This is a genomic window from Chroococcidiopsis sp. SAG 2025 (assembly GCF_032860985.1).
In the GTDB taxonomy this organism is placed as follows: domain Bacteria; phylum Cyanobacteriota; class Cyanobacteriia; order Cyanobacteriales; family Chroococcidiopsidaceae; genus Chroococcidiopsis.
Genome location: NZ_JAOCNC010000001.1, coordinates 6,214,628 through 6,231,811, shown reverse-complemented (window position 1 = coordinate 6,231,811; position 17,184 = coordinate 6,214,628). Strand labels below are relative to the sequence as shown.

Below are 17,184 nucleotides of genomic sequence, written 5' to 3'. Positions count from 1 at the left end.
GGGTTCACCAACAATATATCCTGAGAGCGGAGTTGCTTTATAAACCCGCTCTCACAAGATATTTGTAATGTCACGCAAAGACGCAAAGACGCGAAGCGGCTTCTCGTAGGAGTAGGCGCAAAGGGTTAGCGAGGGATCTGGGTAGTTGCAAAAGTTTCGAGTGCAGAAAATTTCAATCTTTGGTTGCTAAGGGTGTGGGTAAACCGTCGATACTGACAAGGTTTTTTTGCTTTTGATAGTCTTGTAGTCCCTGTTCGCCTTTTTTGTGCGCCCACTTGATAAGGTTTTCTCGTTCGCCTTGGTGTTCGTATAGGGGTACGCCAAAGCCGCAGGATGTCTGCACGCGATCGATCTCGGCGATGATGATTTGGCGCGTTCCTGGTGTCGGTGGAAACAAAGAGTGTAGGTTATCCCACTCAGAATGATTTGGTAATACTGTATAGCCTGTGCCGTAAAGTCGCAGAATGGAAGGTGAACCTTGAAAGGCGCAAAACATGAGGGTGATGCGCCCGTTTTCTTGTAAATGGGCTGATGTTTCGTTTCCGCTACCCGTTAAGTCTAAATAAGCAACGCGATTAGGGGAGAGAATGCGAAAGCTGTCTAAACCTTTGGGTGAAACGTTAATATGCCCAGTTGAACTGATGGGTGCAGTCGCTACAAAAAAGATGTGTTGGGTAGCAATGAATGCTTGTAGTTCGTCCGTGATGCGATCGAAGACTTTAGCCATTTTTGAGAATCAAGCGCGTATTTTTCGATTCTATCAGTCGCGATCGCGTGCCGAGATGGGGAGAAAATGGGAAACTAAAGTAAATAGACCCACACCACCAACAAAATCCCTTCCACACCCAGTTCAAGTTCAAGTTAATAATTTATGGCGATGCGCGTTCTTTCTGGAATTCAATCCACTGGCAATCTACACTTAGGTAACTACTTAGGGGCAATTCGCAACTGGGTAGAAGGACAAAGCCAGTATGAAAATTATCTCTTTGTGGCAGATCTACATGCCATTACCGTGCCACACAAACCAGAGGAACTAGCAGCTAATACTTACACGCTCGCAGCTCTATACTTAGCTTGTGGTTTAGATCTAAAATACTCTACTATATTCATTCAATCTCACGTTCCCGCCCACAGCGAATTGACTTGGCTATTTAATTGCATAACGCCGTTGAACTGGTTAGAAGACATGATCCAGTTCAAGGAGAAGGCAGTAAAACAGGGAGAGAATGTTAGCGTTGGCTTATTAGACTACCCTGTACTAATGGCATCGGATATCTTACTCTACCAACCTGATAAAGTCCCCGTGGGAGAGGATCAAAAGCAGCATTTAGAAATTACTCGCGACATTGCGGCGCGATTTAACTATCAATTTGCGCGCGAAAACCCAGTGTTGAAGTTACCAGAACCTTTGATTCGGGCAGAAGGCGCAAGGGTGATGAGTCTGACAGACGGAACCAAAAAAATGTCGAAGTCAGACCCATCAGAGTTGAGTCGAATTAATTTGCTGGATACACCAGACCAAATTCAACAAAAAATTAAGCGCTGTAAGACCGATCCGATTCGCGGCTTGGTATTCAATGACCCCGAAAGACCGGAATGTAATAATCTTCTGACTCTTTATATGCTACTATCTGGCAAAACCAAGCAGGAGGTTGCAGCAGAGTGTCAAGATATGGGCTGGGGACAATTTAAACCACTGCTAACCGAAACAGCGATCGCTGCCCTTAAACCGATTCAAGATAAGTACAACGAGGTCATGGCAGATAAGGGATATCTAGAGTCAGTATTGCGCGATGGCAAGCAAAAAGCAGCCGCGATCGCCAACGACACCCTAAGCAAAGTTAAAACAGCTTTGGGCTACTCCGTACCGCTTTAGAGTGAGTCAGGTTTTCAGGGTGCAGTGCTATAACCTATACCTAATAACTAAAACTGAAATCTGATGCATAATACAACCCGTTTAAATTCGTTTCGCAAAGCCGTCAAAGCCAGAGAGTTTTTAGTGACAGCTGAAGTTGCCCCTCCTAAGGGTGGCGATCCCAGCCACATGCTACAAATGGCGCAGGCGCTTAAAGGACGGGTACACGCAGTTAATATCACCGATGGTAGCCGTGCCGTAGTACGGATGTCTTCTTTTGCCTCATCTGTTATTCTCTCTCAGCAAGGGATCGAACCGATTTGTCAAGTTGCCTGCCGCGATCGCAACCGCATTGGTTTAGAAGCCGACTTGCTAGGCGCACACGCCCTTGGCATTCACAATATTTTGGCTTTAACTGGCGATCCTGTCAAAGCAGGCGATCGCACCGATGCTAAAAGTGTCTTCGATCTGGAATCGGTGCGGCTGTTACAACTAATCGGTAAAATGAATCAAGGTTTAGACTGCGACGATAAACCTTTGACAGATGGGGCGACAGATCTATTTGTTGGTGCGGCTGTCGATCCGCAGTGCAAAAGTTGGTCGGGATTGCAAAGTCGCTTTGAACGCAAATTAGCAGCAGGGGCGCAGTTTTTTCAAAGTCAGCTGATTACTGATTTCGATTGCCTAGAAAAGTTTATGACTCAGATTGCATCTGGTTGTAACAAGCCAGTTTTAGCAGGTATCTTCTTATTAAAATCGGCTAAAAATGCTCAGTTTATCAATCGCTGCGTTCCTGGCGTAAACATTCCCGAACATATTATCGATCGCCTTGCTCAAGCCAAAGAGCCTTTAGCAGAAGGGATAAAAATTGCTGCCGAACAAGTGCAAATTGCTCGTCAACTTTGCGACGGCGTACATATGATGGCAGTGAAACGAGAAGATTTGATCCCCCAAATTCTCGATCTAGCCGGGATTTCTCCTGTAGTTAGTTACAGTTTGCCATCTCAGGTAGTCAGTTCGCTCAGATGAAATAACGCTTACAAATCCAATACGGTTCATTTAAGGCTACGCTGTGCTGAGGATAAAGAAAATAGGAGGATTGGTTCGAGAGGGGGTGGCTCGATGTCTTGGCTTTTTTGAGCGAAACTTGGATACAGGTTTTTTTACAACTCTGGGATTGGTACGAGAAACTCGTTCAGGTAACAGAGTGTCTAAAATCTCTACAGTTAACCAACTTAAAAAAAGGGGAGTTCTTGTGATTGCAAGCGTTGAAATTTCGGGATAGCACGACGAATAACTCGCAATGTCCCAGTGAAACTCAGACGCAAAGGAGTGATACCCGCGCTCTTTGCAGCTTGAAACATCAATAACCGCACAGCCCAGTGTCCTAACAACCACCCGTAAACTTCCTGCACAACTTCACGCGGTTTTTGAGAGCGAATATGAGTTTTTCGTCCTGATAAATGTACTTTGAGTTCATCAATAGTATTTTCTACTTCCCAGCGTTGATGATATTCAATCGCCAGTAGTTGAGCCGGAAATTTCTCCAATTCCAATAAGCTGGTAATTAAGCGATATCTTAGTTGTTCCTCTGGGTTGTCGGTATTACCAATTGTGTATTCAATCACTCGGACTTGTATGGGCTGGCAAGCTTTTGAGCGGAATTTAGCAGGTGGATAAATCCAACTCAGATAAGAACCATCCGCCAGTGGTTCTTCGCACAAAAACTTGACATTTGCGGGAATTCTTCCTAAATAATCGCTACCAGTTGTGACAGTTGCTTGCACCATTGCATAAGAATGTAACCCTCTGTCCCACATCAACAACATCCCTGAACTCACGGAGCGTAATAATCTTAATGCCCGCACTCGTTCTCCTATTCGATATGGACACATCAATGCATCAAAGATTAAATGTGTTCCTGCTTCTACCAAAATGACTAATCGCAGTTTGGGAAATGCGGCTTGTGTGCCAGGACGGCTGCTCGGACGACCAAAAACTCTCGCATTTTCATCGCTGTCTGGCAGATCGAAGCAAGTCCGATCAATTACCACAATTCGCAATCCATTGAGAAATGCTCCTTTGGTATCGGTGCTAGCCATTGGTCGCACCAGTTGATGGAACAATTGACTCATCACCCTTGGACTTAATCGTTGTCGGGCTTGCGTTATTGCTGATTTACAAAAAACTCGCCAGTATTTCCCCACTTTCACCCATGCTTCGCTCAGCCCATCAATTAAGTTTTTCAGCACATCTCTCATCGAATCTCGTGACCACAGACTCATCGCAATTACCAAACAAATTACCAATTGTGCTGGTAACGAGCGTTTACGTTGTTCACAAACTTTAGTTTTAGCGATCGCTTGCTCGATCTCCGTGGATGGGATGGCTGCCTCTATCGCTTTGAACACATCACTACTTTGTATCGTAGGAGACAACAATGAGAAATCCTTCAGATGCACTACACTCACTTTCCATTCTTGGGAACAATGCTTAATTTACAACACTTTGAGCCTTAACTCAGATCTTGCAGCATTCTCGATAAGCAAGAATGGGTAAAGGTTTGAGGATAATTTCAAAATCGAATTGTGCAGCAATGTCAGCATTGACTCGGATGAACCGCAGCAATTGTAACCACAGAACCGAGGGAAACAGTACAGTTAATGCCAAATCACTGGCAGCTTTCCAATCCAGGACAGGAGGTAGTGACCATTGGTCAATCCAATGCGCCAATAGATAGGCAATTAGCGCTCTTGATGAGCCAGCGATAGACACCAAGTTTCGTAGTTTGCCCAAAGCGATGCAGCCCAAAACGATGTTTGCTCGTTTTGAAAAAGCCCTCAATGCAAGAGCGCTTACGTCCTAGCCGCACCAGATAAATGCCAGAGTAAGGATGGGTAGAAACGACAAAGCGCAGTTCTCGCTTGCCTTCGGCTCGTTTGAGCCAGAACCAGGACACCGTCAGTGGCTGTGTGTCTCCCGCTAAATACACCTGTTGTCCACGGTTGGCATGGCGATACAGTTGCTTTAGATGACGACCGTCCTGCATTTTGCGATTGCAGCGCATCCCCACGACTGCTCGCCACGACTGCTTTCGCACTGCTTTGAGAAACTCTACGGTGCCAAACTCCGTATCTGCCTGTACAATGACCACCCTGCCCTGACTCAACTGGGTTGGAACCGTTGCCAACAACTTGCAGGCTAATTGTACTGGGCGCTTGATAGCCTTTGCCCCGCCAGACCCGAAAGCTCCAAGGCACTCGCCACTCACCCACCACCAGGTACAATACTACTAAATGTAATCCCCGCTTACCGTTAAGTATTCTCACCCAGGGGTCAGGTGCCTTGGGGTCATTCGTCGGCGTACTCAACTGCAAAAACTTGCCGCACTTTTCGAATGTCGTTAGATCGATCGACACTCGCAAAGGAGTGCTTGGATGAGGGGGATGAGCGGTCACTTGCTGCAACACCATTTGACGAGTCGTGCGAATCACGCTACGAGTAGACCAATTGTAGTGATTCAAAAATCGACTCAATGAAGAAGCGGATTTCACCTGGGTGTGCTGGGGTAAAGGATATCCTTGAGCTTCAAGAAACAGCCCGAACAGGGCGTTTAGACTGGCTTTCTGGTATGTGCTAGGCATTAAGCAAAGAAGGCTATAGACTAGCCCTTGGGCGTATTCGACGATGGTTTCCATAATCGTCAACTCAAATTATTCCTACGCCCTTTCTTCCAGATTTTGGCTCTTTTGGCAACCCTTTATTGAGAATGGTGCAAGATCTCAGTTAACTGAACCGTAGTGCCCTATAACGCATTCTTGACGGCAACCGTCGTGCGCGATCGCCAAGGAACGGCAAGTCATTTACGGATTTGCCTGCGACAGACCGACGAGCAGCAAGTGGCGATCGGCAGCTAAACCATCTATACCAGCAGTTGCCAAAGTTTATGAATATCAGTGGTTTATAAAACTTTTTCGGAGCCGTCAATTCTTATAATTATTAAAGAAACGCAATAAAACTGGTTAGTGGTTAGTAGTTAGCGGTCACTGATAACTGATAACCGACAACTGATAACTGATAACTGTTTGGTCAAGGAGCGATCGCTAAACATATGGCAAGGATAGAAACCAGAACAGAACCCATGGTACTAAACATGGGACCGCATCACCCCTCCATGCATGGCGTGATGCGGTTGATCGTGACTCTGGATGGCGAAGATGTGGTCGATTGCGAACCCGTCATCGGCTACCTGCACCGAGGAATGGAAAAAATCGCCGAAAACCGCACCAACATCATGTACGTTCCTTACGTGAGTCGGTGGGATTATGCGGCGGGGATGTTCAACGAGGCTGTTACTGTCAACGCCCCCGAAAAATTAGCCGATATTCCCGTTCCCAAACGCGCCAGCTACATCCGCGTCATCATGCTAGAACTGAACCGGATTGCCAATCACTTATTGTGGTTGGGTCCGTTTATGGCTGATGTTGGCGCTCAAACTCCTTTCTTTTACATCTTCCGCGAACGCGAGATGATCTACGACCTCTGGGAAGCGGCTACAGGCTACCGGATGGTGAATAACAACTACTTCCGCATTGGTGGTGTAGCCGTCGATCTACCTTACGGCTGGATCGATAAGTGCCTCGATTTTTGCGACTACTTCATGCCCAAAGTAGACGAATACGAGCGCCTGATCACCAACAACCCGATTTTCCGTCGTCGTGTCGAGGGTGTAGGCACGATTACAAGAGAAGAAGCCATTAACTGGGGGCTTTCCGGTCCCATGCTGCGGGCAAGTGGCGTAAAGTGGGACTTGCGGAAAGTCGACCACTACGAATGCTACGACGACTTCGACTGGGATGTTCACTGGGAAACCGCCGGGGATTGCTTTGCGCGTTACTTAGTGCGAATTCGGGAAATGCGCGAATCAGTGAAAATTCTGCGCCAAGCCATTGCCGGACTACCAGGTGGACCCTACGAAAACCTAGAAGCCAAGCGGATGCAAGCTGGTCCAAAATCTGAATGGAGTGGTTTTGATTACCAATACATTAGTAAGAAGGTTGCCCCCACATTCAAGATTCCCAAAGGCGAACACTACGTCCGTGTCGAGAGTGGCAAAGGGGAATTAGGCATTTATATTATCGGCGATGATAATGTCTTCCCTTGGCGGTGGAAAATTCGCGCAGCTGATTTCAACAACGTGCAAATTCTGCCTCATATCCTCCGAGGCATGAAGGTTGCTGATATCGTCACGATCCTGGGTAGTATTGACATCATCATGGGATCGGTAGACCGATAAATAAGTCGTAAGTCGTAGGGGCGGGTTTACCTAAAATATTTGTCAAAGTGAGAGCAAACTAGTGAACCCGCCCGTACAAAAGTCGTCAGTCAAAAATAATCAATACAAATGACAAATGACAGATGACTCGAATTTAGAGTTGAAGGAGGCGATTCGACTTGCGATCGCCTCAAGTTCTCAGCAGCGAATCACTTTTGCTGAGTATATGGAATTAGCGCTATATCACCCTACTTGCGGCTATTACACGACTAAAGCCGTCCAAATGGGCAAGCAGGGTGATTTTTTTACGTCTACTCATCTGGGTGCTGATTTTGGCGAGTTACTAGCAGAGCAGTTCGTCCAAATGTGGCAGATCTTAGGAAAACCTCAGCCCTTTACTTTGGTCGAAATGGGGGCAGGACAAGGTTTTCTGGCTTTAGATTCGATCCAATACGTCCAGCTGAATTATCCAGAGTTTTTCGCTGCACTGGACTACATTATTGTCGAGCAGTCTCCTGCTTTGCGAGAGTTACAACAGCAGAAGATCCCCCCAACCCCCCTTCTCAAGGGGGGCAACGTTCTCTCTACAACCCCCTTTTTAAGGGAGTCGCCGCCGGCGGGGGGATCTATCCGCTGGTGCAGCCTAGAAGAAATCCCCGATAATTCGATCGCTGGCTGTTTCTTTTCCAACGAACTCATAGACGCACTACCCGTACATCAAATTGCGATCGAACGAGGTGTGCTGCAAGAGGTGTACGTTGGACAAGGAGAGGTCAGAAGTATTTCACGCACCACTCCTTTTGTAGAAATTACAGAGAAACTTTCTACACCCAGATTGCAAGAATATTTCGACTTGGTTGGCATCAATATAACTTCTTCTACCTATCCCGATGGATATCGCAGCGAGGTGAATTTGGCTGCTTTAGACTGGCTGCAAACAGTCTCTCAAAAGCTACAGCGCGGATATGTATTGACAATTGATTATGGCTATCCCGCAAGTCGATACTACAATCCAGGGCGATCGCAAGGGACGTTACAGTGTTACTATCAACACCACCACCACAACGATCCGTATATCAATATCGGACAACAAGATATCACCGCTCACGTTGATTTTACAGCTCTACAGCGATGGGGCGATCGCTGCGGGTTGCCCACAGTCGGTTTCACCCAACAAGGATTATTTTTAATGGCGTTAGGATTGGGCGATCGCATTGCGGCACTATCTCAAACCACAAGCCAATCGCTCCAACAAGTCCTATGGCGGCGTGATGCCCTACATCAACTGCTCGATCCTATGGGTTTAGGCGGATTCGGCGTTTTGATTCAAAGCCTGGGACTCACTGAGGCAGAAGTAGCACAGCCCTTGATGGGGTTAAAGTAGAGACGTTACATGTAACGTCTCTACAACGTGAAATCTTAAATCAATAGCTCTGACGATGGTGAGAATTCAATTTTCCCTCACAATGATTAGAGTAGTAAAGTAAGGCTATCAAACAGCAAAATCATGAACGCCCACGATCTATTAACACTAGTAATGCTTTTGACTCCTGGGATTTTGCTTTCAGTAATAATTCTGGTTACATTTGCCGCTGGAGGCTGAATCAGTTATCAGTGACCAGTGACCAGTGACCAGTTATTTTTCTCCCTCAGCTTCCTCTGCTCTCTTCTTCCCGACTCCCGTACGGGCGGGTTTAATTGCAGATCTTCTGGTTGTTCGCAGGAATTTTCCATGAAACCCACCCCTACGACTCCCTTCAATCCTTGATAAGGTAATAAAATTGTATCCCTTCTAACATAGAGTGGATGACGTGGCTGTCCTTGTAGGGTGACTCCTAGACAATGCAAGATTCGACCTTGACTCAAGAGACCTAGTACGGATTTATCTCTTTGTTGCCAACTACCATAATTACCCCAACCAATGACAATTTTCTCGACACTTTGCTGCATTCGCATTAAATAAGAGTCATTCTCGCAGCCAACCGGATCGAAGACTCTTCGCAACACTAACCAATCGGTGGCGCGGTAAGCAAATAAATTGCCTACTTCTATGCCTCCGTATCCCCAGTTACGAGCAAAATTGATACAGCGACGAATCGTGGGATCGTCTTTGGTTGCATCTGCCGTACTGGGGTTGAGCATAATAAAGCCAATGCATGGTAGATCGGTTTCCCAAACCCTAGTTAGGGAATAACGATACAATCCATCGGGTGCGATCGCAGCACTCATTTTCATTCGGCAAGACGTAAGAGTCCATTAACTAACTACTAACAAATGACGAATGACAAATGACGAATAAGTTCGCAAAGAACTGTAACAACTGCTGGCTCAAGTACAATGAAAAGCAGATTTGCCCCATCAGGATGACATCTTTACAACAGCACAACAGCTAAAAGTTCGCTTTTTTGACTGTTGACTTTTCACCGTTGACTTTTCACTGTTGACTTACTGAGTAGAGGAACAAGGATGAAAGTTGCTGTATTTAGCACCAAATCCTACGATCGCGCCTTTTTAGAAACTGCTAACGCCAAATACAAACACGAACTGGTATTTTTTGAACCTCGTCTGACCTGCGAAACGAGCATTTTAGCAAAAGACTATCCAGTAGTTTGCGTCTTTGTCAATGACCAATTAGATCGGAAAACCTTGACTTGTCTAGCCGATCGCGGTATGAAGTTAATTGCTTTGCGTGCTGCCGGATATAACAACATAGATATCATCGCTGCTACTGAATTAGGTTTACCAGTCGTGCGCGTGCCAGCCTACTCACCCTATGCAGTAGCAGAATATACTCTAGGGATAATTCTTGCCCTGAATCGTAAAATTTACCGCACTCATTATCGCGTGCGCGAGGGAAATTTTTCGCTAGAAGGTTTGATGGGTTTTGACTTACACGGCAAGACAGCGGGGATCGTTGGCACTGGAAAGATTGGGGCAATCGTCGCGCAAATTCTCCATGCTTGCGGCTGTCATGTGCTAGCGTATGACAAATATCAAAACCCTGACTGTCAAGCTTTAGGCGTGCAGTATGTCTCGCTTCAGGAATTATTTGCCCGTACTGACATTATCAGCCTTCACTGTCCGCTGACACCAGAGACATACCATTTAGTTAATTCTGAAGCGATCGCCTTGATGAAAACAGGTGTAATGCTGATTAACACCAGTCGTGGAGCGTTGATCGACGCAAAAGCAGCTATTAAAGGCTTAAAATCCGGTAAAATTGGATATCTTGGTTTAGATGTCTACGAGCAAGAAGGAGATATTTTTTTTGAAGATCTCTCAAACACCATCGTGCAAGATGACGTGTTACAGAGGTTGCTGACGTTTCCCAACGTCCTGATTACTGGTCATCAAGCCTTCTTTACCAAAGATGCACTGACTAGTATTGCCCAGACTACCCTTGCTAATATTAGCGATTTTGAAACCGGAAAACCTTGTCCTAATCAAATTAAAGTAGAGTCTCCTCAAGCGGTTGCTAGCAATGTCAAGTAGCTTAATTTACAACTTATGACAATCTGAGTGCTGACGAACTCGATCTGATTTATCTATCTTGAAGTCGATCGAGTCGTCCGTGGAAGTTAAGTATATTTGAACAATAACCAAGAACTTGTTTTGAATTTTTGATTTTCAAACTAATCAGTTCAGTAGTATATGCAGACAGTTGCTAAATCAGCGATATTAAAGTAGTCATCATCAAAAACAAGGTAAAACTATGGAATCTCAAATACAGCAACAAGAATACACCACCACACCTGAAGGAATGCCAGCTAGCGAACCCGCAGGCACTTTGGCGCTTCCTCCCGCTCCTCAGTCAAATACGCAATTGAAAAAACTAGGCGCTCAAGTCCGAGCCTTTCTGGACGAACTACCAGAATACATTGCCAAGTTTTATAACGAAAACCAAAAGCCAATTACTGTTGCTATCTTGATTGTGGCAGCATTTGTCACTGTCAAAGTCGTTTTGGCAATCTTAGATGCTCTCAATGATATTCCTCTGCTTGCACCAACTTTTGAATTAATCGGGATCGGTTATTCAGCTTGGTTTGTCTATCGTTACCTACTCAAAGTAGAGACACGCGAAGAATTAGGACAAGAAATTCAAGCTATTACCAGTCAAGTTGTTGGTAGTAAGAAATAGTCCGCAGCAGTAGCGGAGATCTGAATAAAAACACAAACAAATAAAAGCGATCGCGCCAAGATATATTTATTTGGGCGATCGCTTTTTTAGTTATCAGTACTCGCGACTCACTTCCCATTTACTGCTGTTGAACTCCAGCAATATAGGGAGATTGAATCGGATCGAGCCGTCCTGCTCTTACTAAAGCTTGGTAAACGCTGGCTGCTACATCAGCACGAGTAGCTTTAGCGTTGGGATTAAGTTGTTTGGCATCAGGATAATTTACAACTAACCCAGCGGTAGTTGCTGCGGCAATTTTCTCCCTAGCATAATTGGGAATTTGGTCTGCATCCACGTACAATTCCTTCAAGACTTGCTCTGGTATGGCTGGTGGTGCGAGATTTAAGCCACTAGCGAGAGACACTAAAACTTGGGCTTTAGGAATTTCTTGCTGGGGTTGAAATGTATTGTCGGGATACCCGCGTAAAAACCCAGTTTGAATGGCACGATTAATCGCTGGAACTCCCCAGAAAGTATCGGGCACATCTATATATTTAGTCTGGTTATCGACTCCAGGCAACTGATTGAAGGCTTCCTGCAAAATCGCAGCATACTCAGCTCTAGTGACGGGATCGGTAGGCTTGTAATAGCCGCCAGAAAAACCTCTGACGATGCCGCGCTCGGCAAGAGCTGTAATAAATGGATATGCCCAATAATCCGCAGGCACATCTTGAAACTTAACTTGTTGCGTTGGAGATGGTTCTGGAGATGCTGGAGTGGTTGGTGTGGTGGGAACAGGGACGATCGCCGGAAATGGAGCTACGGGCTGTCTGCGAGGAGCAACAGGCGTTTCTGGAGCGATCGCTTCTGGGGCTGGACTGGGGATCGGCGCTAGTTCTGCTCTAGGTTCGGGGCTAGCTTGCGGCTGGGGAGTCAAAGCCACAGGCGATCGCGCTTCTGGGGCAGTCACCAACGGTAAGATATTGGGAATCTGAAAACCTCGCCCCGAACGAGATAGCGACCAAAATAGAATTCCCCCGATCGCACCTAAAGCCAGCACGACTGCAAGAAATTCATCAAATCCCAAGGGAGTTCTGGAAGACCGAGGATCGGGAGGTGGGGAATTAGTCATTCATTTTCGCCCATCGAATCAGGATTTCGTGTCTAAGACAATCTACTCGTACTAATTCGCTCAATCTACTACCTTAAGGCTAATTCTTTCAATTGGTTGTCATTTGTCATTTGTCATTTGTCATTCGTCATTCGTCATTTGTCATTGGTTGACGGTTGACAGTAATTATTCTTCCTTGTCCCCTTCGCCCCCTAATCCCCACTCCCTACCCTTCGGGAACGGCTTCGCCGAACGGTCGCGGGGAAGAGCGAGTTCCCCCTTGTCTTCCTTGTCCCTCACTCCTCACTCCTCGCTCCTCACTCCTCACTCCTCACTCCTCGCTCCTCACTCCTCGCTCCCCTCTTCCAACACGCGCAAAATACTAGGAATACTATCAATTGCTTCAAGCTGGCGAATTTCTGCTAAAGCTTGATGAAAATCGCCTTCGCGCACGTTGTGGGTGACAACGACGATTTCGGCTAAATGTTTGTGAATTCCCGTCTGCACGACAGATTCTAAGCTGACACCGTGGGAACCGAAACAAGTCCCCAACTTACCAATTACCCCAGGATGGTCTTTGGTGAGGAAGCGGGCGTAAAATCGGGTGACGAGTTCTGACATTGGGGCGATCGCGCAGTAGTCTTGATGAGTGCAAGCGAGTAATGGGTGGAGTGAGGCGCTTTCTGTCTCCAAGTGTCCTGTTTTCAACACAGCAGCAACATTTAAGATATCCGAAACAACGGCGCTAGCGGTTGCTCCTGCCCCTGCCCCAGGACCAAAAAACATCACCTGTCCGAGGGGTTCGGCTTCCACTAAAATTGCGTTGTAGACCCCGTGAATGCTGGCTAAGGGATGCGATTGAGGTATGAGAGTGGGGTGAACGCGGACGGAGAGCAGAGGGGCTGAGGGAGCTGAGGCAGCTGAGGAAACTGAGGGAGTTTCTCTTTGGGCGATCGCGAGTAATTTGATTGTAAAACCGAGTTTTTGGGCGTAAGCAATATCTGTTTGGCTGACTTGACGAATGCCTTCACAGTAAACATCGGGTAGCTTGATCCTGCCACCGTAAGCTAAGGAAGCGAGGATAGCGATTTTATCGCCAGCATCTAAACCGTCTACATCGGCAGTAGGGTCGGCTTCAGCATATCCGAGTTTTTGTGCGTCTGCCAGTACGTCATCAAAACTAGTCCCTTCGGCTTGCATCCGCGTCAGAATATAGTTTGTCGTACCGTTGACGATACCAGTAATAGCATGAATTCGATTGACACCCAGAGTTTGCTTCAGGGGTTGAATGACTGGGATACCACCCCCAACAGCAGCTTCTAGCATGACGTAAACTCCAGCAGCATTGGCAGCGTCAAAAATTTCATTCCCGTAACGGGCGATAACAGCCTTATTCGCCGTGACGACGTGCTTGCGATGAGCGATCGCCTCCATAATCAGCGATCGCGCTGGTTCCAGTCCCCCCAATACCTCAACGACAATCTCTACTTCTGGATCGGTGACAATCGCCGGTAAATCTGTAGTCAATATCCCATCTGGTAGGTTGACCGCACGGGGCTTATCGAGCGATCGGACTCCAACTCGATAAATTTCCAACTCCTGCATCAGAGAATGCCGTCCAGCCCTATCCTGCAATAGCTGAACCGTCCCCGTTCCTACCGTACCTAATCCTAGTAAACCAACCTTAAAAGCCACAACTTTCCCACTTAGTTCGCCAAAAACAATTGTAGGGTGGGCATTGCCCACCCTACTAGCCACTAGCCACTAGCAATTAAATTGTAGAGGCGTTACATGTAACGTTTCTACAAACCCCTAATAGGTTTCAACGTGCCAGCGTCCGGCTTTCTTCATCTCTTTCTGATAGTCCGACCACTTGATACCAGATTTAGCCGCCTCCGCTGCTAGTGCCTCGTCGATCCCGCCTTCCATACCTTTCAAGCCGCAAATGTAGGTGTGGGTATTCTCTTGCTGGATTAACTTCCACAGTTCTGCTGCTTGTTCGGCTACTCGGTCTTGGATGTACATTTTGCCACCTTGAGCGTTTTTCTGCTCGCGGCTGATGGCATAAGTGAGACGGAAGTTATCGGGATACTTCGCTTGTAACTCTTCTAGTTCCTGCTTGTAAAGGATGTTGGGAGTCTGAGGAATACCGAAGATCAACCAAGCAAAACCCTTAAATTGATAATCGGGGTTGGCTGCTTTTTCTTCATCCTTAAACATCCGCCACAGGTAAGCTCTAAAGGGAGCAATACCCGTACCCGTTGCCAACATGATAATGTTGGCATTGGGGTCTTCTGGCAGTAGCATTTCCTTACCCACGGGTCCGGTGATCTTCACGTCTGCCCCTACTTCTAAGTTGCAGAGGTGAGTCGAGCAGACACCATAAACAGTTTCACCTGTTTCAGGGTGCTTGTACTCTAACTGACGCACGCAAAGAGAAACGGTTTTGTCATCCATTTTGTCACCGTGGCGGGTGGAGGCAATGGAGTATAGCCGAATTTTTTCCGGCTTCCCTTTTTTATCTGTCCCTGGAGGGATGATACCAATACTTTGACCTTCCAGGTAGCGAAGCTCGCTACCGGAAAGATCGAAAATTAAGTGACGAACAGTACCAATTCCACCTTCACCAACTAATTCCTCATTGGAAAGACACTTCCCAACAAAAGGAGCATTGGGACGATAGATATTGACGGGAACATCTGCGTGTTTGGCTTTCTCAGGCTTTGGCTGTGCTTGAGTCATGGGCTTGCCTTTATTTTCTGCTTTTGTCTGCTCTTGTGGTGCAGCTTTTGCTGCTTCATTCTTTGGAGCTACAGCAGGGGCTTTGCCGTTACCATTGCCATCAACTGTCAGAAGTTGAATATTGACAATTTTGCCTCCCATACGGGCGATCCGCCGCATTTCTTGGTTCATGCGGTTGTAAGGCACTCTCATATATACGCTGCCACTTTGACGAATCGGGTAGCCCATTTGGTCAGTTGTTTCATTCTGACGTAAGCCCACCACTTCGTATACAAAGACGCGGCTACCAGCTTCGGTGTTGGCGGCTGCATCAGCGGCGTTGGAATTGTACATCGATTAACTCTCTCCGAACCCTACATCACTACTGAAAACTGAAAATTGGTGTTCTAAAACAGCTCGCTTGAGAGAGATTTCTGCTTCTGCAAAAAAGAGTCGCGAGAAATACTTCCAAAAAGTAGCTGTGATGAACTTTTATTATTCTCGCCCGTAAAGGAGCGCCTGGGATGGCAAATTCCTTGCTTCACTCCTCTACCAGACTACAAATTTAGTCACTTGCAGAATGTTAAGAGCGATCGAGTTTTGTTTTTTTTAATAAAAATGTGCAACAAAACCTTAGCATAAGTACTAAGCCACTAGACGATATAGCCCAAAAGTAGCCTTGTAAGGGCGATCCCCTTCTGGTAGGATCTACTATAACAGTAGGACTAAATACTTAGCAGCTGTCAGGTGATTTCTTCCATCGGGAAGCGCGATCGCACCAGCTGAAGCTTGGAGGCAACCCAAGCAATACAAGTTAAGACTACCAGATTAAGTTCCAGGCTACCAAGTAAGCCAAACAAACAACATACAAAAACAGCCCATCTTGTCAGTTAGAGGAAACCTATGATCAGTAAGCCGGATCGCGTGGTTTTGATTGGCGTAGCCGGAGATTCCGGTTGCGGTAAATCCACGTTTTTGCGCCGTTTAACAGATTTGTTTGGAGAAGAGTTAGTCACCGTTATTTGCTTAGATGACTATCACAGCCTGGATCGCAAACAGCGCAAAGAAACAGGAATCACTGCCCTCAATCCCAAGGCAAATAATTTTGACCTGATGTACGAGCAAATCAAAGCTCTAAAAAACGGTCAATCAATTGAAAAGCCGATTTACAACCACGAAACCGGATGCATTGACCCGCCGGAACACATTGAACCAAATCATATTATCGTAGTTGAGGGCTTGCATCCCCTGTACGACGAACGGGTGCGATCGCTACTTGATTTCAGCGTTTATCTTGACATCAGCAATGAAGTCAAGATCGCTTGGAAAATTCAACGCGACATGGCAGAACGCGGTCATCGCTACGAAGACGTGGTTGCTGCAATTAACTCTCGCAAACCCGATTTTGACGCTTACATCGAGCCGCAAAGAGAATTTGCCGATGTTGTGATTCAGGTGTTGCCAACTAACCTGATCAAAGAAGACAAAGAGCGGAAGGTATTGCGCGTGCGGATGCTGCAAAAAGAAGACGTACACGGCATGACACCAACCTACCTATTCGACGAAGGCTCTACCATTCAGTGGACACCTTGCGGACGCAAACTGACCTGTTCTTACCCAGGAATGCAAATGTTCTATGGGTCAGACGTTTACTACGGTCAATACGTCTCCGTTTTAGAAGTAGACGGACAATTTGACAACCTAGAGGAAGTTGCTTACATCGAAACTCACCTGAGCAATACCTTTACCAAATATCAAGGTGAAATGACTCATTTGTTGCTCCAGCACCGCGAATACCCTGGTTCCAACAACGGCACGGGTTTATTCCAAGTCCTAACAGGCTTGAAGATGCGAGCAGTCTACGAAAGCCTCACTGCCAAAGAAATCAAATTGGCAGTCACGGCAAAAGCCTAAAACTAGGGGTGAGGAGTTAGGGGTGAGGGGTGAGGGGTTCTAATCTCTAACCCCCTCTTTATAGGGAAAGAGAGCTGAGGGAGCGCTCGGAGCTGAGGAGGAAAATTACTTCTGACCTCTTCCTTGTCCCCCTTGTCCTCCTTATCTCCCTTTTCCCTCTTCTATTCCCTACTCCCTACTCCCTGCTCCCT

At 46.6% G+C, this 17,184-nt stretch carries 15 protein-coding genes; 7 read left to right on the top strand and 8 right to left on the bottom strand.

The features are described 5' to 3' along the window. Positions 1–172: 172 nt before the first annotated feature. Positions 173–727: a pyridoxamine 5'-phosphate oxidase family protein gene (locus N4J56_RS30480; RefSeq protein ID WP_317110001.1), complete on the bottom strand. Its 555-nt coding sequence runs from the start codon at positions 725–727 to the stop codon at positions 173–175. 144 nt (positions 728–871) lie between these two features. Here N4J56_RS30480 and trpS point away from each other — a divergent pair, with 144 nt between their 5' ends. Next, on the top strand, positions 872–1,876 hold the full coding sequence (trpS, locus tag N4J56_RS30475; RefSeq protein ID WP_317110000.1) for a tryptophan--tRNA ligase: 1,005 nt from the start codon (positions 872–874) through the stop codon (positions 1,874–1,876). Between the two features lie 63 nt (positions 1,877–1,939). Then, positions 1,940–2,884, top strand: a complete 945-nt coding sequence (locus tag N4J56_RS30470) for a methylenetetrahydrofolate reductase (protein WP_317109999.1) — start codon at positions 1,940–1,942, stop codon at positions 2,882–2,884. 206 nt (positions 2,885–3,090) lie between these two features. Here the strand turns inward: N4J56_RS30470 and N4J56_RS30465 are convergent, their stop codons facing one another. The 3 genes from N4J56_RS30465 to N4J56_RS30455 all read right to left on the bottom strand — a co-directional run bounded on the left by N4J56_RS30465 (position 3,091) and on the right by N4J56_RS30455 (position 5,045). Then, positions 3,091–4,227: an IS4 family transposase gene (locus N4J56_RS30465; RefSeq protein ID WP_410500401.1), complete on the bottom strand. Its 1,137-nt coding sequence runs from the start codon at positions 4,225–4,227 to the stop codon at positions 3,091–3,093. A gap of 148 nt (positions 4,228–4,375) precedes the next feature. After that, positions 4,376–4,525, bottom strand: a complete 150-nt coding sequence (locus N4J56_RS30460) for a hypothetical protein (RefSeq protein WP_317106469.1) — start codon at positions 4,523–4,525, stop codon at positions 4,376–4,378. A 46-nt stretch (positions 4,526–4,571) separates the two neighbouring features. Further along, positions 4,572–5,045, bottom strand: coding sequence for a transposase (locus N4J56_RS30455; RefSeq protein WP_317106468.1), 474 nt, complete (start codon positions 5,043–5,045; stop codon positions 4,572–4,574). A gap of 921 nt (positions 5,046–5,966) precedes the next feature. Here N4J56_RS30455 and N4J56_RS30450 point away from each other — a divergent pair. Both N4J56_RS30450 and N4J56_RS30445 read left to right on the top strand, forming a co-directional pair. After that, positions 5,967–7,151 (top strand): NAD(P)H-quinone oxidoreductase subunit H, encoded by a 1,185-nt coding sequence (locus N4J56_RS30450; protein WP_317109998.1) that lies wholly within the window; start codon positions 5,967–5,969, stop codon positions 7,149–7,151. 115 nt (positions 7,152–7,266) lie between these two features. After that, positions 7,267–8,514, top strand: a complete 1,248-nt coding sequence (locus tag N4J56_RS30445) for a class I SAM-dependent methyltransferase (RefSeq protein WP_317109997.1) — start codon at positions 7,267–7,269, stop codon at positions 8,512–8,514. 227 nt (positions 8,515–8,741) lie between these two features. On the opposite strand, the gene N4J56_RS30440 is transcribed toward N4J56_RS30445, so the two are convergent. After that, a complete protein-coding gene (locus N4J56_RS30440; protein WP_317109996.1) occupies positions 8,742–9,365 on the bottom strand; it encodes a DUF1643 domain-containing protein in 624 nt (207 codons plus the stop codon). A 231-nt stretch (positions 9,366–9,596) separates the two neighbouring features. Between N4J56_RS30440 and N4J56_RS30435 the strand changes: the two genes are divergently transcribed. Both N4J56_RS30435 and N4J56_RS30430 read left to right on the top strand, forming a co-directional pair. Continuing rightward, on the top strand, positions 9,597–10,622 hold the full coding sequence (locus N4J56_RS30435; RefSeq protein ID WP_317109995.1) for a 2-hydroxyacid dehydrogenase: 1,026 nt from the start codon (positions 9,597–9,599) through the stop codon (positions 10,620–10,622). 220 nt (positions 10,623–10,842) lie between these two features. Beyond that, positions 10,843–11,268, top strand: a complete 426-nt coding sequence (locus tag N4J56_RS30430; RefSeq protein WP_106547809.1) for a CAAD domain-containing protein — start codon at positions 10,843–10,845, stop codon at positions 11,266–11,268. Between the two features lie 118 nt (positions 11,269–11,386). On the opposite strand, the gene N4J56_RS30425 is transcribed toward N4J56_RS30430, so the two are convergent. The 3 genes from N4J56_RS30425 to petH all read right to left on the bottom strand — a co-directional run bounded on the left by N4J56_RS30425 (position 11,387) and on the right by petH (position 15,433). Beyond that, positions 11,387–12,379, bottom strand: a complete 993-nt coding sequence (locus N4J56_RS30425) for an S-layer homology domain-containing protein (RefSeq protein WP_317109993.1) — start codon at positions 12,377–12,379, stop codon at positions 11,387–11,389. Between the two features lie 324 nt (positions 12,380–12,703). Continuing rightward, on the bottom strand, positions 12,704–14,104 hold the full coding sequence (locus N4J56_RS30420; protein ID WP_410500639.1) for a homoserine dehydrogenase: 1,401 nt from the start codon (positions 14,102–14,104) through the stop codon (positions 12,704–12,706). A 66-nt stretch (positions 14,105–14,170) separates the two neighbouring features. Then, positions 14,171–15,433, bottom strand: coding sequence for a ferredoxin--NADP reductase (petH, locus tag N4J56_RS30415; RefSeq protein WP_317109991.1), 1,263 nt, complete (start codon positions 15,431–15,433; stop codon positions 14,171–14,173). Positions 15,434–15,982: 549 nt separating this feature from the next. Here petH and N4J56_RS30410 point away from each other — a divergent pair. After that, positions 15,983–16,993, top strand: a complete 1,011-nt coding sequence (locus tag N4J56_RS30410; RefSeq protein WP_317109990.1) for a phosphoribulokinase — start codon at positions 15,983–15,985, stop codon at positions 16,991–16,993. The last annotated feature ends 191 nt before the right edge of the window (positions 16,994–17,184 follow it).

Coding starts and splice junctions, on each gene's coding strand:
- N4J56_RS30480 (WP_317110001.1), bottom strand. CDS start 727: ATGGCTAAAGTCTTCGATCGCATCACGGACGAACTACAAGCATTCATT.
- trpS (WP_317110000.1), top strand. CDS start 872: ATGGCGATGCGCGTTCTTTCTGGAATTCAATCCACTGGCAATCTACAC.
- N4J56_RS30470 (WP_317109999.1), top strand. CDS start 1,940: ATGCATAATACAACCCGTTTAAATTCGTTTCGCAAAGCCGTCAAAGCC.
- N4J56_RS30450 (WP_317109998.1), top strand. CDS start 5,967: ATGGCAAGGATAGAAACCAGAACAGAACCCATGGTACTAAACATGGGA.
- N4J56_RS30445 (WP_317109997.1), top strand. CDS start 7,267: ATGACAGATGACTCGAATTTAGAGTTGAAGGAGGCGATTCGACTTGCG.
- N4J56_RS30440 (WP_317109996.1), bottom strand. CDS start 9,365: ATGAAAATGAGTGCTGCGATCGCACCCGATGGATTGTATCGTTATTCC.
- N4J56_RS30435 (WP_317109995.1), top strand. CDS start 9,597: ATGAAAGTTGCTGTATTTAGCACCAAATCCTACGATCGCGCCTTTTTA.
- N4J56_RS30430 (WP_106547809.1), top strand. CDS start 10,843: ATGGAATCTCAAATACAGCAACAAGAATACACCACCACACCTGAAGGA.
- N4J56_RS30425 (WP_317109993.1), bottom strand. CDS start 12,379: ATGACTAATTCCCCACCTCCCGATCCTCGGTCTTCCAGAACTCCCTTG.
- petH (WP_317109991.1), bottom strand. CDS start 15,433: ATGTACAATTCCAACGCCGCTGATGCAGCCGCCAACACCGAAGCTGGT.
- N4J56_RS30410 (WP_317109990.1), top strand. CDS start 15,983: ATGATCAGTAAGCCGGATCGCGTGGTTTTGATTGGCGTAGCCGGAGAT.